Origin of the sequence: Nitratireductor sp. B36, from assembly GCF_020833685.1 — a bacterium.
In the GTDB taxonomy this organism is placed as follows: Bacteria; Pseudomonadota; Alphaproteobacteria; order Rhizobiales; family Rhizobiaceae; genus Nitratireductor.
Genome location: NZ_JACKZY010000003.1, coordinates 43,837 through 57,972, shown reverse-complemented (window position 1 = coordinate 57,972; position 14,136 = coordinate 43,837). Strand labels below are relative to the sequence as shown.

General features: G+C 59.9%; 13 protein-coding genes. 9 read left to right on the top strand and 4 right to left on the bottom strand.

The annotated features are described in order from the left end of the window. The first annotated feature begins 384 nt into the window (after positions 1 to 384). The 8 genes from H7H48_RS11955 to H7H48_RS11920 all read left to right on the top strand — a co-directional run bounded on the left by H7H48_RS11955 (position 385) and on the right by H7H48_RS11920 (position 9,721). Entirely contained in the window at positions 385 to 1,971 is a 1,587-nt protein-coding gene (locus tag H7H48_RS11955) for a peptide ABC transporter substrate-binding protein (protein ID WP_229449310.1), read from the top strand. Between the two features lie 73 nt (positions 1,972 to 2,044). Then, positions 2,045 to 2,962 (top strand): oligopeptide ABC transporter permease OppB, encoded by a 918-nt coding sequence (oppB, locus tag H7H48_RS11950; protein ID WP_229449309.1) that lies wholly within the window; start codon positions 2,045 to 2,047, stop codon positions 2,960 to 2,962. Continuing rightward, positions 2,955 to 4,097, top strand: a complete 1,143-nt coding sequence (locus tag H7H48_RS11945) for an ABC transporter permease (protein WP_229449308.1) — start codon at positions 2,955 to 2,957, stop codon at positions 4,095 to 4,097. The genes oppB and H7H48_RS11945 overlap by 8 nt, the downstream gene beginning before the upstream one ends. A 1-nt stretch (position 4,098) precedes the next feature. After that, a complete protein-coding gene (locus H7H48_RS11940; RefSeq protein WP_229449307.1) occupies positions 4,099 to 5,739 on the top strand; it encodes an ABC transporter ATP-binding protein in 1,641 nt (546 codons plus the stop codon). Between the two features lie 542 nt (positions 5,740 to 6,281). After that, complete coding sequence (gene dctP, locus H7H48_RS11935; RefSeq protein ID WP_229449306.1) at positions 6,282 to 7,301, top strand: TRAP transporter substrate-binding protein DctP; 1,020 nt, start codon at positions 6,282 to 6,284, stop codon at positions 7,299 to 7,301. Between the two features lie 83 nt (positions 7,302 to 7,384). Continuing rightward, a complete protein-coding gene (locus H7H48_RS11930) occupies positions 7,385 to 7,975 on the top strand; it encodes a TRAP transporter small permease (RefSeq protein ID WP_229449305.1) in 591 nt (196 codons plus the stop codon). A gap of 14 nt (positions 7,976 to 7,989) precedes the next feature. Then, positions 7,990 to 9,273, top strand: coding sequence for a TRAP transporter large permease (locus H7H48_RS11925; protein WP_229449304.1), 1,284 nt, complete (start codon positions 7,990 to 7,992; stop codon positions 9,271 to 9,273). Between the two features lie 10 nt (positions 9,274 to 9,283). Next, on the top strand, positions 9,284 to 9,721 hold the full coding sequence (locus H7H48_RS11920; RefSeq protein ID WP_229449303.1) for a universal stress protein: 438 nt from the start codon (positions 9,284 to 9,286) through the stop codon (positions 9,719 to 9,721). A gap of 101 nt (positions 9,722 to 9,822) precedes the next feature. Here H7H48_RS11920 and H7H48_RS11915 read toward each other — a convergent pair whose 3' ends face one another. Continuing rightward, positions 9,823 to 10,002: a hypothetical protein gene (locus H7H48_RS11915; protein WP_229449302.1), complete on the bottom strand. Its 180-nt coding sequence runs from the start codon at positions 10,000 to 10,002 to the stop codon at positions 9,823 to 9,825. A 162-nt stretch (positions 10,003 to 10,164) separates the two neighbouring features. Here H7H48_RS11915 and H7H48_RS11910 point away from each other — a divergent pair, with 162 nt between their 5' ends. After that, positions 10,165 to 11,085, top strand: coding sequence for a LysR family transcriptional regulator (locus tag H7H48_RS11910; protein WP_229449301.1), 921 nt, complete (start codon positions 10,165 to 10,167; stop codon positions 11,083 to 11,085). A 429-nt stretch (positions 11,086 to 11,514) separates the two neighbouring features. Here the strand turns inward: H7H48_RS11910 and H7H48_RS11905 are convergent, their stop codons facing one another. Genes H7H48_RS11905 through H7H48_RS11895 form a run of 3 tightly spaced genes read right to left on the bottom strand, consistent with a single transcriptional unit; the run spans position 11,515 to position 14,136 of the window. Further along, a complete protein-coding gene (locus tag H7H48_RS11905) occupies positions 11,515 to 12,342 on the bottom strand; it encodes an ABC transporter ATP-binding protein (protein WP_229449300.1) in 828 nt (275 codons plus the stop codon). Next, positions 12,339 to 13,199: an ABC transporter ATP-binding protein gene (locus tag H7H48_RS11900; RefSeq protein WP_229449299.1), complete on the bottom strand. Its 861-nt coding sequence runs from the start codon at positions 13,197 to 13,199 to the stop codon at positions 12,339 to 12,341. Before H7H48_RS11900 ends, H7H48_RS11905 begins: the two co-directional genes overlap by 4 nt. A gap of 1 nt (position 13,200) precedes the next feature. Next, positions 13,201 to 14,136 carry an ABC transporter permease subunit gene (locus H7H48_RS11895; RefSeq protein WP_229449298.1) on the bottom strand — a complete coding sequence of 312 codons (936 nt, stop codon included), beginning with the start codon at positions 14,134 to 14,136 and terminating at the stop codon, positions 13,201 to 13,203.

The following is a 14,136-nucleotide window of genomic DNA, read 5'->3' as shown; positions in this document are numbered from 1 at the left end:
CACGCAGGCTGGCCTATGTTGGTCTTGATAATGATTTGCGCTGCCATTTCCGTCAACGGAACAGGGAGGAAACCGGCAGGCGATCTGCTTTCCTTCGCATGGGTGAGACCCAACGGCAGAAAAGGTAAGGGGCGCATTTATGCAGAGACACCGAGACCATTTCGAGCAAGGGAATCCGGGGGTGTTCGGTGTCGTTTGCATTGGAGTTTAGGTAATTTTGTTTCTATGGACAGTGCATCCTCGCGGGGATTCTTGCGCATTTCTTGCAACCTGAGGGAAAGGTGCCCAAAAGCGTTTGACGTATACGGAATTTCGTTGCCAAATGCCGCCTCTTTCATCCTTTGGTTGGATGACAAGCAAGCAAGAAAATGGGAGTGCGGGAAAATGTTGAAATCCCTGATGCGACCGCTGCTCGCGGGTACGATTCTGCTTTCTTCTGCAATGGCGGCATCCGCCGTCACTTATGTGCGCGGCAATGACGGCGATCCGGAAACGCTGGATCAGCACAAAACGTCGACGGTTGTCGAGGCACATCTTCTGCGTGACCTCTATGAGGGGCTCGTCGTTTATGACGCAAGCGCCAAGATCATTCCCGGGGTGGCCGAGGAATGGACGGTTTCGGATGACGGCAGTGTCTACACATTCAAGCTGCGCGACGATGCCAAATGGTCAAATGGTGACCCGGTCGTGGCCGGGGATTTCGTCTTCTCGCTCCGCCGCATCATGATGCCGGACACCGGCGCGAAATATGCCAACATTCTCTACCCGATCAAGAATGCAGAGGCGATCAACAAGGGCGAGATGGAGCCCGATCAGTTGGGCGTCAAGGCAGTGGACGAGCGGACGCTCGAGATCACGCTGGAGCAGCCAACCCCCTATTTCCTCGAACTCCTGACCCACCAGACGGGCTTGCCGGTCAACCCCAAGGCAGTTGAAGCGCACGGAACCGATTTCGTGGCGCCGGAAAACATCGTGACCAACGGCGCTTACAAGCTTGTCTCCTTCCAGCCGGGTGACAAGATCGTCATGGAGAAGAACGAGAACTTCCATGACGCCGACAGTGTGCAGATCGACCGGATCGAGTATTTGCCGATCGAAGACCGCGCCACTTGTGTGCGTCGTTTCGAGGCGGGTGAAGTCCACAGCTGTTCCGACCTGCCGACCGAGCAGATCAAGTCGCTCAAGGAGCGTCTTGGCGATCAGGTCCGGATCACACCCTATCTCGGCACCTATTACTACGCGCTCAACATGAAGCGCGAGGCCATGGCCGATTCGAAGGTGCGCCAGGCGCTTGCCATGGCCATCGATCGCGAGTTCCTTGGCGATGAAATCTGGGCTGGCTCCATGCTGCCTGCCTATTCGCTGGTTCCGCCCGGCATCGGCAATTATGAAGGCGGTGGTGCGCAGGCAGAGTGGGCCGACATGTCGCCGCTCGACCGCGAAGACAAGGCCATCGAGCTGATGAAGGAAGCTGGTTACGGCCCCGACAATCCGCTGACGATCGAACTGGCCTACAACAACTCCGAAAACCACAAGAACACGGCGACCGCGATCGCCGACATGTGGAAGCCACTTGGCGTCAATGTCGAATTCAACGTCCGCGATTTGTCCGCACATTACGCAAACTTGCGTGATCAGAAAGACTTCGACGTGGCGCGCGCCGGCTGGATCGGCGACTATTCCGACCCGCAGAACTTCCTGTTCCTGGTCGAGAGCGACAACACCGGCTTCAACTACGCCCAGTATGAGAACCCGGACTATGACGCACTGATGGACAAGGCTGCAGCCGAGACCGATCTGGTCAAGCGTGCCGAGATCCTGCGTGAAGCCGAAGCGACGTTCATGGCAGACATGCCCTATATCCCGCTTCTCTTCTATTCGTCCCTTTCTCTGGTGTCGCCCAAGCTCAAGGGCTGGGAAGACAACATCCAGAATGTTCATGGGACACGCTTCATGAGCATCAGCGAGTAACAACAGCGTTCGATTTTTCCGCCCGTCCCTTTCAGGGTCGGGCGGCATCGAACCAGCATGAGAGTTGGTAACGATGCTCGGATATGCCGTGCGCCGTCTCCTCGGCGCAATTCCAACCCTGTTCCTGATCATAACCTTCGCCTTCTTCCTGATGCGGGTGGCGCCGGGTGGTCCCTTCGACCGCGAGCGCACGCTGGAAGCGAAGGTGCTGGAAAACCTGAACCGTGTTTTCCATCTCGATAAGCCTGTCTGGGAACAGTACCTTTACTATCTCGGCAACCTTGCCCGTGGCGATCTGGGGCCGAGTTTCATCTATCGCGATTTCTCCGTTCAGCAATTGCTTGGCAATGGCCTGCCGGTGTCGATTCAGCTCGGTGGTATGGCACTGCTTGTCGCGCTGCTGATCGGCAGCGTGCTCGGCACCATCGCCGCATTACGCCAGAACTCCTGGGTCGATTATTCGGTGATTGCGGTTGCCACTTTCGGCATTACCGTGCCGAACTTTGTGGTCGCCCCGCTTCTGTCTCTGATCTTCGGTGTGTGGCTGAGCCTGCTGCCGGCCGGCGGCTGGAACAGCCCTGAATCCATGGTGCTGCCCGTCATCACGTTGGCCCTGCCACAGGTGGCGATCATCGCCCGCCTGATACGAGGCTCCATGATCGAGGCGCTGCGTTCCGACCATGTGCGCACCGCGCGCGCCTACGGCCTGCCGCAGCGCATGATCGTCATTGTGCATGCGTTACGGGCGGCCTGCCTGCCGGTGATCTCCTATCTGGGGCCTGCAGCGGCGGCACTGCTGACAGGTTCCGTGGTGGTGGAAACCATTTTCGGCCTGCCGGGCATCGGCCGCTATTTCGTTCAAGGTGCGCTTAACCGCGATTACACGCTGGTTATGGGCACTGTCATCATCATCGCCGTCTTCGTGGTGGTCTTCAATCTGATCGTCGACCTTCTCTATGCGGCGCTGGATCCGAGAGTGCGTTATGACTGACATCGCCACCGGCCAAATGCCGCCCGAGGGCGAGCTGCCGACAACCAAGAGCCGCTCGGCCTGGGAAACGGCTTTCATGCGGTTGCGCAGAAATCGCGCCGCCATGGCCAGCCTGTTCATTCTGATCCTGTTCGTCTTCGCCGGCATTTTTGGTCCGATGCTGGCGCCGCATCCCTATGCGCGCGTTTATTCGGACTTCGTGAAAGTCCCGGCCAGCCTGGAAGCATACCCGCGTCAGTCGGAGATCGTGCCCCTGGCCGAAGCCGCGCTGTCGCGGGCGCGGCTGGAAACAGGCGCCATCGAGCTTGATGGAAATACGGTGCGCATCGAGGCGACATCGCGCCGGGAGATCGACCCGCGCGTAACGCGGTATCTTGACCGTTCGGACCTGTTCTCCAACGCGAGGATTGTCGAGCAGGCAGATGACAAGAAATCGATCGTGATGGAGGCTGATGTTCAGCGTCTGCGATTCATATTCGGGACGGATGCCAACGGGCGCGACCTGTTCGCACGCGTGCTGATCTCGATCCGCATATCGCTAATGATCGGGGCTCTCGCCACGGGCGTGGCGTTGCTGATCGGCGTGATCTATGGCGCTACGGCCGGGTTCCTTGGCGGACGCATCGACAACATCATGATGCGCATCGTCGACATCCTGTACTCGCTTCCCTTCACCTTTTTTGCCATTCTGCTCGTGGTGTTCTTCGGGCGAAACGTGGTCCTGATGTTTATCGCGGTTGGTGCCGTGGAATGGCTGGACATGGCGCGCATCGTGCGGGGGCAGACAATAGCGCTGAGACGGCGTGAATTCGTTCAGGCGGCGGAGGCGCTTGGCGTCAGCTCAGGCGGTATACTCAAGCGCCACATCATCCCCAACACACTCGGGCCCGTGATCATCTACATGACGCTGCTCGTGCCCAAAGTCATTCTTCTGGAGAGTTTCCTCTCCTTCCTCGGCCTTGGTGTGCAGGAGCCGCTCACCAGCCTGGGTGTGCTGATCTCGGAGGGCGCACGCAACATGCGCGGCGCGGCCTATATGCTGCTCTACCCGTCGCTGGCACTCACCGCGCTTCTCTTCGCGCTCAACTTCCTCGGCGATGGCCTGCGCGACGCGCTCGATCCGAAGGACCGCTGACATGATGAAGCAGAACGAAGAACGCATCTTCGATATCCGCGACATTCGCGTCACCTTCGACACGCCGGACGGTGCGGTCGAGGCGGTGCGTGGCGTGGACATGCATGTGAACGCCGGCGAAACGGTCGCCGTGGTGGGTGAATCGGGATCCGGCAAGAGCCAGATCATGATGGCCGCCATGGGGCTTCTGGCCACCAATGGCTCCGTCTCCGGTTCCGTGACTTATCGCGGACAGGAGCTCATCGGTCTGCCGCGCGCGAAACTCAACAAGATCCGCGGCGCCAAGGTCACGATGATTTTCCAGGAGCCGATGACCTCGCTCGATCCGCTCTACACGATCGAACGGCAGATCTGTGAGCCGATCCGCGTGCATGGCGGGCTTTCCGCCTCGCAGGCGCGCAAGCGCGCGCTGGAGCTGTTGAAACTCGTTCACATTCCCGAACCCGAACGGCGGCTGAAATCCTATCCGCACGAGCTTTCGGGTGGTCAGCGCCAGCGTGTCATGATCGCCATGGCGCTCGCCAACGATCCGGACCTGCTGATCGCCGATGAGCCAACGACGGCGTTGGATGTGACGATCCAGGCCGAGATCCTCGGTCTTTTGGCGGAGCTTCAAAAGAAGCTCGGCATGGCCATCCTTTTCATCACCCATGATCTTGGCATTGTCGAAGCCTTCGCCGACCGGGTCTATGTGATGCAGAAAGGGCTGGTGGTCGAAACGGGTTCTACGGAGGACATCTTCCAGCGCCCGCAAAAAGACTACACGAAAATGCTCCTGGCGGCCGAGCCGGAGGGCCACAAGCCACCGGTGGGCAATGATCAGCCTGTCCTGCTCGATGCCAGGGATATGTGCGTGACCTTCACCATCAAGGGCGGGTTCCTTTCAGGGCCGGGCTACGAGCTCAAGGCAGTTCAAAATGTAGGGCTGACTCTGCGTGCCGGGCAGACAATCGGCATTGTGGGCGAATCCGGATCCGGCAAATCAACGCTGGGTCGCGCGCTGTTGCAATTGCTGCCTTCCGAGGGGCGGGTTGTCTACCAGGGCACCCCCATTCAAGGCTTCGACCGAGCGGCCATGCGCCCATATCGACGCAATCTGCAGATGGTCTTTCAGGATCCCTACGGATCGCTCAGTCCACGCATGACAGTCGGAGAGATCATCACTGAGGGGCTTTTGGTGCATGAGCCGGGCCTGTCAGCACGCGAGCGCGATAGGCGGGCCACTCAGGCACTCGAGGAGGTCGGGCTCGATCCATCCATGCGCAACCGCTTTCCGCACGAATTTTCGGGCGGACAGCGCCAGCGCATCGCCATTGCCCGCGCGGTGATCCTGAAGCCCACCATCATCGTGCTCGACGAGCCCACCTCGGCTCTCGATCGTTCGGTGCAGAAGCAGATCATCACACTGCTCAGGCGCATTCAGGAAAGCCACAACCTCTCCTTCATCTTCATCAGCCACGATCTGGCAGTGGTAAAGGCGCTGTCCGACTATGCGATCGTGATGCGGTCGGGACAGGTCGTGGAAGAGGGCCTCACCAGCGAAGTCTTCGACAATCCACAGAGCGACTACACCAAAGATTTGATGGAAGCAGCTTTCAATCTCCGGGAAGTTTTGAACAGGCAGGCCGCAGCCCGCGTCTAGTATTTGAAGTGGACCGCCCTGGGAAAAAGGGGGATCATTCGCCCTGTCGTTCACGTGTCTTCGCCTCAGAAAGCAAAAGGTTTCACATTTTGTGGAACTTTGTTCGGAGCTGCTCGTTCTCACTAAGGAAACAATCGATTTAACAATCGATTGACTCTGCTGCGCGTCTGTTTCACGCTGGCCGGGTCGTAAGACGAATGGGAGCAAGGAGGGGCGTTTGAACGCACTCCAAATGATTGGCCTGAACGATGGGGCCACACCGGCGCGGTGTGGTCGTTTGCGTTCGTTGTGTCGGCTGAGGGCGGTGATCGCCCCGGATCTGGCTAGTGCCCTTTCATTCCCTTTGCTTCTCGGACGCAGCAAGAAGCGGCGTCGCAAGTTCCCGGCAAAAGCACGCTTACGCGGTATCGCGACTGTGCCTGGCTGGTTCCCGGCCAGCTGACGACGCTCATTTGAGACCGTCTGCCCGAGCCGCATGGGCGGCGCGGGGCTTGATTATATTTTTGCCTGACCAGTTTGTTAAATGACCAGAGGAGAACAGAATGCGTTCCATCAAAACCCGCTTAATGGCAGGCCTTGCCAGCACCGCGATCGTGCTTGCAGGCGCCGTTGCAGCTCAGGCGGAAACCTGGAAATACGCTTTTGAAGAAGCGATGACGGACGTTCAGGGCGTTTACGCTCAGAAGTTCAAGGAAGAAGTTGAGGCCAATTCGGATCACGAAATCCAGCTCTTCCCGTTCGGTACGCTGGGCGAATCCGCCGACATCATGGAGCAGGCCCAGGCCGGCATCCTCCAGTTCGTCGACCAGTCTCCGGGCTTCACCGGTGCGCTGATCCCCGAGGCGCAGGTTTTCTTCGTTCCTTATCTGCTTCCGGCGAAGTCGGAAGATCTCGGAGACTTCTTCCGCAATTCGAAGGCCATCAACGAGATGTTCCCGGAGCTTTATGCGGAACAGGGCCTCGAACTTCTGAAGATGTTCCCCGAGGGCGAAGTGGTGATGAACACCAAGGAGCCGGTGGAATCACCTGAAGACCTCAACGAGGTGAAATTCCGCGTCATGACCAACCCGCTTCTGGTGGAAAGCTACAAGGCATTCGGCGCGACGCCGACGCCGCTTCCCTGGGGTGAGGTCTATGGCGGTCTCCAGACCAACATCATCCAGGGCCAGGAAAACCCGCTGTTCTGGGTCGAGTCCACGAAGATGTATGAGGTGACAGGCGCCATCACGCTCACCGGCCACAACAACTTCACCACCGCCGTGATGGCCAACAAGGAATTTTATGACGGCCTGAGCGATGAGGACAAGAAGGTGATCCAGGATGCCTCCGATGCGGCGTTCGAGCATATTCTCGAGTATCAGAAGGGTCTCAGCGAAGAGTCGCTTGCCAAGATCAAGGAAGCCAAGCCCGAGATGACGATCAGCGATCTCACTGAAGAGCAGCGCGCTCCCTTCAAGGAAGCCGCAGCTCAGGTGGAGGCCAAGTTCATCGAGATGACGGGTGACAGCGGCAAGAAGATTCTTGACCAGATGAAGGAAGACCTGAAGGCGGCCACGCAATAAGCCGCTGCCTTGAGCAACAATAAGCAGGACCCTGCGGCCATTCCCGGTCGCGGGGTTCCGTCATCTCATTGAGGGGAATGAAGATGGGCAGTGAAGACGACAAATCTGACCCGCACAGCGAACACTACGAATCCACACTGCCCGGCGTCATAGGCATATTCGACAATGCCATCAGCCGCATAGAATCCGTGATGCTCGCGCTCGGCGTGATGCTCATGGCGGTCAACACGATCGCCAATGTGGTCAGCCGCGCAATCGGCAGCACGATCTTCTTTTCCGAGGAGCTCAACCGCATCCTCATCATTCTCATCACCTTTGCCGGCATCGGCTATGCCGCGCGTCATGGCCGCCACATCCGCATGTCGGCGCTCTACGATGCGCTGCCCGGCAAGACCCGCAAGGTCTTGATGATCATCATCACGGTGATCACCGCGCTCACCATGTTTGCGCTGTGCTATTTCGCCATCGGCTATATCGGCAAGGTGGCCAAGTCCGGCCGCGTGCTTCCGGCCATGCAGATCCCCGTCTACTGGATCTATCTCTGGGTCCCGGTCGGCTTCTTCATCACCGGTGTGCAATATGCGCTCACCGCGCTGAAGAATGTCGTCCAGAAGGACATCTATCTCTCCACCCATGTGCTGGAGGGATATGAAGAAGACGAAATCGAGATCTGAGCGGGGCCACGACCATGACACTCAAAATCTCCACCATCATGATCGTGTTGCTCTTGTTCGGCTTCCCGATGATGATCCCGCTCATTCTAGGCGCGACCTATGGCTTTTACGGTCTTTTCGGCGGCTTCGACCGTATGGACTTTATGGTGCAGCAGATGCTGGCGGGCATTCGCCCGGCCTCACTCATCGCGGTGCCCATGTTCATCCTCGCCGCCGACATCATGACGCGCGGCCAGTCGGCGGACCGGCTGATCGACATGGTCATGAAGTTCATCGGCCACATCAAGGGCGGCCTGGCAGTCTCGACTGCCACGGCGTGCACGCTTTTTGGTGCCGTCTCCGGCTCGACGCAGGCAACGGTGGTTGCCGTCGGCTCGCCGTTGCGCCCACGCATGCTGAAGGCCGGCTATAACGATTCCTTCGTGCTGGCGCTCATTATCAATGCCAGTGACATCGCCTTCCTGATCCCCCCCTCCATCGGCATGATCATCTATGGCGTCGTCTCCAAGACCTCGATCGCCGAGCTCTTCATCGCCGGCATCGGCCCCGGGCTTTTGCTGCTGGTTCTCTTCTCCGCCTATTGCATCGTCTATGCCATCGTGAAGGGGGTACCGACAGAGCCCAAGGCACCTTGGTCGGAGCGTGTGGCTGCGGTGCGCGCGGCCATTTGGCCACTGTTCTTCCCGGTCATCATCGTTGGCGGCATTTATGGCGGCTTTGTCAGCCCTACCGAGGCTGCGGCCATCTGCGTAGCTTACGCCTTGTTCCTGGAATTGGTGATTTTCCGTTCGCTCAGTCTGTCCGACATCTACAAGATCTCCAAATCCACCGGCCTCATCACCGCCGTGGTGTTCATTCTTGTCGCTGCCGGCACGGCCTTCTCCTGGGTGATCTCCTTTGCGCAGATCCCGCAGCAGATTCTTGGCGCCATCGGTATTGATGAAATGGGCCCGAAAATGGTGCTCGCCGTCATCTCGATCGCCTTCTTCGTCGGGTGCATGTTTGTCGATCCGATCGTGGTCATTCTCGTTCTGGTGCCGATCTTCGCGCCGGTGGTGGATTCGGTCGGCCTCGACAAGGTTCTCGTTGGCACGATCATCACGCTGCAGGTAGCCATCGGCTCAGCCACGCCACCCTTCGGGTGTGACATCTTCACCGCGATCGCCATCTTCAAGCGACCCTACATGGATGTGATACGGGGAATTCCGCCCTTCACTCTCATTCTGCTGGGTGTGTCGGCTGCGCTGATCTTCATTCCGCAGATCGCCCTGTTCCTGCCCAGCCTGGCATTCGATTAGGAGAGACCTGATGTTCAAGCGGATTCTTGTCCCGGTCGATGGTTCGGAAAACTCGGTGAAGGCGCTGAAGATGGGCGTCGATATGCAGAAGGCCACTGGCGCAGAATTGATGACGCTCACGGTCTTTCGTCATCACAGCCTGCTGGAGGCATCCATGTCCATGGTGCGCCCAGATGAACCGCAGAACATTGATGATGTCATGCGTGAGCATGCCAAGGAGATTGCTGACGCCGCCAAGAAAGCGGCGTTGGAGATGGGAGCTGAAAGCCCGCGCGCCTTCGTGAAAAGCGGCCAACCGGCACGCACCATCGTGAAGTTTGGCAAAGAGCGGGAGGTGGACCTGATTGTGCTTGGCAGCCGCGGGCTGGGCGACCTGGAGGGCTATCTTCTGGGGAGCGTGTCCCACAAGGTCACGAGCCTCGCCAATTGCCCTGTGATGGTGGTGTGATCGAAACAAGACTGCAGATGCAAAAAGGGCCGGATCCGCTGTCGGGTCCGGCCCTTAATCTTTGGGTTCCTGAAGCGTAAAGGCGCTCTTTCCAGGCGGTCTCAAACCGGGTCAGCTCCACCGATTGGCGGCGTACCTGTCGGCCTGCGCCAGATATGCCCGAGACGTGTGCCGAGAGCGGACATAGCGTACTTCAGCGCCGTGGAACGGGCCTTGTTCGCCTGCCGCGCATAGCGCTGCAATTCAGGGCTGGAACCAACGCCCACTGTGTAGTGTGACATCAGAACCTCCTTGAGAGGGTTGGCAATGTAGAGAGTCTGAAGCGCTGTGCCGCCAGCCTCGGCTGGTCAACCCATCGCTACGATTCCTATTTGGTCTCTTTGGCCGGTTTACACAATAGAAATTATTCTTCCCGTTGTGTGCGTTTATGTTACGCTAAAGCGATGAGACACCGCCTGCCCAATCTCAATGCAGTCAGGGCCTTCGATGCGGCGGCGCGCCACCAGAGTTTTTCGCGCGCTGCGAAGGAGCTGGGCGTGACGCATGCATCTGTCAGTCGATACATCAAGAACCTGGAAGCCGAGCTTGGGATGCCGCTTTTTGAGCGGCGGCACCGGCAGGTGGCGCTCACCCCGGGGGGCGCGCGCTATGCGGAGATCGTCGCCGATGCATTGATGCTGATTTCGCTGGACACGGGCACGCGCGCCACGCGCCACGCCAAAGGGCGGGTGGTGCTGGAGTCGGATTCTGATCTGGCGGCGCTTTGGCTCATGCCGCTTCTGACCGATCAGGTGCTGGAGGATCTGGGCATAGAGCTCGAACTGCGCTCCTATCCCGAGCCGCCCCGCACCATTGCGCCCGACACGGATCTGGCGATTACCTGGGGGCGGCTGGATGTGCCGGGGTATACGCGCGAACCCTTTTTGGACTTCACCATTTTTCCCGTCTGCGCGCCCGATCGCGCCGACCATGTGCGCACGCACGGGCTCATCGCCAACAAGCTGATCTATGATCGCGGGGTGAACACATGGGACGAGCTTTTGCGGCGGCAGGGCACGAGCCTCAGCGCCGCATCGGGGCATCTCATTTTTCACCGCACGCAGCTTTGTCTGGAGGCGGCTGCGCGCGGGCTTGGCGTGGCGCTGGGCGACGATGTCTCGGCGGCTGCCATGCTGCGCGACGGTCGGCTGGTGCGCCCCTGCGGACCGTCAGTCACCGGGCGCAACAGTTATTACCTGTCCTCCGTCTCACGTGGCCCGGTCAGCCCTTCGGCAATGGCCATGCGCGCATGGCTGCTGGAGAAGGCGGCCGAACATGTGCGCTGGGCGGAAGAGGCAGGCTACGCGCTGCCCAAGGAAGGGTGATGGAACGCGAGGGATTGTGAGGTAGCGCAATCGTCATCCCGGCCGAGCGGAGCGCGAGCCGGGACCCATTGAGAGGCGTGGCGGATCTCCACAGAAGGAGCCAATGGCCCAACCCGCGCCCGAAGCAGAACCGGGCCGCGCTCCATGACAATCTTCCAATTGGTCCCGGACAGCCTGCGGCTTCCGGGATGACGGGTTGGTGCATCTATCCGCCTTCGTCATCCCGGCCAAGCGTAGCGCGAGCCGGGACCCATTGAGAGGCACGGCCGATCTCCACAGAAGGAGCCAATGGCCCAACACGCGCCCGAAGCGCATCCGAGCTGCGCTCCATGACAGTCTTCCAAGGGGTCCCGGATCGCCCTTCGGCTTCCGGGTTGACGCTTTCGCAAGGCTTTCAGGGTTGCGCGCTCATGCCACCAGTTGGATGGTCTAGGCTGCCTTCTCCGCCAGCCTCTTCCGGATGCTCTCCACATCGGCGCGCGGCGTGGCAGCGAAGAGCGTGCGCGTATATTCGTGCTGCGGGTTGGTGAACACCGCATCGCGGGTGCCGTATTCCACCGCCTCACCGAAATACATCACCATTACCTCGTCGGCGATATAGCGCACCACCGAGAGGTCGTGGCTGATGAAGACATAGGTGAGGCCGAACTCTTCCTGCAGATCCGCCAGAAGGTTCAGCACCTGCGCCTGCACCGAAAGGTCGAGCGCCGAGACCGGCTCGTCCAGCACCAGCAGGCGCGGTCTTAGCATCAGCGCGCGCGCGATGGCGATGCGCTGGCGCTGGCCGCCCGAGAACATGTGCGGATAGCGATTGAAGTGCTCGGCCTGCAGCCCGACCTTCAAAAGCATTTCCATGGCGCGTTCGCGCCGCTCCTTCACGGGAACCTTTTCATTGATGATGAGCGGTTCCATCAGCACATCGCCGATCTTCTGGCGCGGGTTCAGCGAGCCATAGGGGTTCTGGAAGACGATCTGCACCTTGCGGCGCATTTCCGAATCCACACCCTTCTTGCCGATCTCCACCGGCTTGCCGTCGATCAGCAGCTCGCCGGAGGTGGGGGCATCGATCATCGTCATGATGCGGGCAAGCGTGGATTTCCCGCAGCCCGATTCGCCGACAATGGCGAGCGTCTTGCCCTTCTCGACCTTCAGGTCGATGCCTTTCAGAGCATTGATGATGCGGCCCTTGCCGAAAAGGCCGCCGCCGATGTGATAGTCGCGGGTGATGCCGCGCGTTTCCAGGACGATCTCGCTCATGGGCGGGCTCCCGTCTGTGGCGCTTCATCGAACACGAAGTCGGAGACGGTCGGCAGGCGGTCGCCCGTCGCATTCTCCGGCAGGGCCGAAAGCAGCGCCTTGGTATAGGGGTGCTGGGGCTTTTCAAAGAGGGAGAGCACATCGGCCTCCTCCATCTTCCTGCCCTTGTACTGCACGATCACGCGATCAGCTGTTTCCGCTACCACGCCCATGTCATGGGTGATCATGATCATGCCCATGTTTTTCTCGGCCTGGATAGACACCAGAAGATCGAGAATCTGCTTCTGGATCGTCACGTCGAGCGCGGTGGTCGGTTCGTCGGCGATCAGGAGCTTGGGATTGCAGGCAATCGCCATGGCGATCATCACACGCTGGCATTGGCCACCCGACATCTGATGCGGGTAGGCATTCACCCGGTCCGCCGCATTGGGCAGGCCCACCGCCTCGAAGAGCTCCACCGTCCGGTCACGCCGCTGGCGGGCCGAAAGATCGGTGTGCATCTTCAGTGTTTCGTCGATCTGGAAGCCGACCGTGAAGCACGGGTTGAGGCTGGCAATCGGCTCCTGGAAGATCATGGCAATGTCCTTGCCGACGATCTTGCGCCGTTCGGATGGCGACAGGTTGAGGATGTCCCTGCCCTGGAAGTTCATGGCGTCCGCCGTGACCTTGGCGGTCCAGGGCAGAAGCCCCATCACCGCCAGCATGGAAACCGATTTTCCGGAGCCCGATTCGCCGACAATGGCGAGCACCTCGCGCGCCTCGACGGACAGCGAAACGCCATCCACCGCGCGCAGGGTGCCGCCCGCCGTCTCGAATTCGACGCTCAGATTGCGGATGTCGAGAAGAGCATCACTCATGTCACGACCTCTTCAGCTTGGGATCGAGCGCATCGCGAAGACCGTCGCCCATCAGGTTGATGGCGAGAACAGTGATCAGGATGGCAAGACCGGGGAAGGTGACGACCCACCACGCACGCAGGATGAACTCGCGCGCTTCGGCCAGCATCGTGCCCCATTCGGGTGTGGGCGGTTGTGCACCCATGCCGAGGAAGCCCAGCGCGGCGGCATCGAGGATCGCGGTCGAGAAGGAGAGCGCCGCCTGCACGATCAACGGTGCGGTGCAGTTCGGCAGGATGGTCTTGAACATCAGCCTTATATTGCTCGCGCCGGCAACGCGTGCCGCCGTCACATAGTCGCGCCCTTTCTCCGACATCACCGCCGCGCGCGTCAGGCGCACATAGTGCGGCTGCTGCACGAGCGCGATGGCGATCATCGCGTTGACGAGGCCCGGCCCCAGAATGGCGACCAGAACCAGCGCCAGAAGCAGTGACGGGAAGGCGAGGATGATGTCCATCACGCGCATGATGACCGTGTCGACCGCGCCGCGGAAATAGCCGGCTATCAAGCCGATCAGAATGCCCACGGAGACGGCGACCGAGACCACCACCACGCCGATGAAGAGCGAGAAGCGCGCGCCATAGATCAGGCGTGAGAGCACGTCGCGGCCCACAGCATCGGTGCCGAGGACGAACGACCAGTTCCCGCCTTCCTGCCATGCCGGAGGCAGAAGGAAGAAACCGCGATTCTGCAAACTGGGGCTGTGCGGTGCAATCACGGGCGCCAGAAGCGCGATGACCACGATTGCGAGGAAAACGTAGAGGCCGATCACGGCGCCGCGGTTCTGGCTGAAATAGTACCAGAATTCCGCAAGGCGGGCGCGCCGCGTGACCGCGATGACCGTGCCGCCTTCGAGACCGACGGCGGCATTCGGATCTTTTGTGTTTGTCGAGCTCAT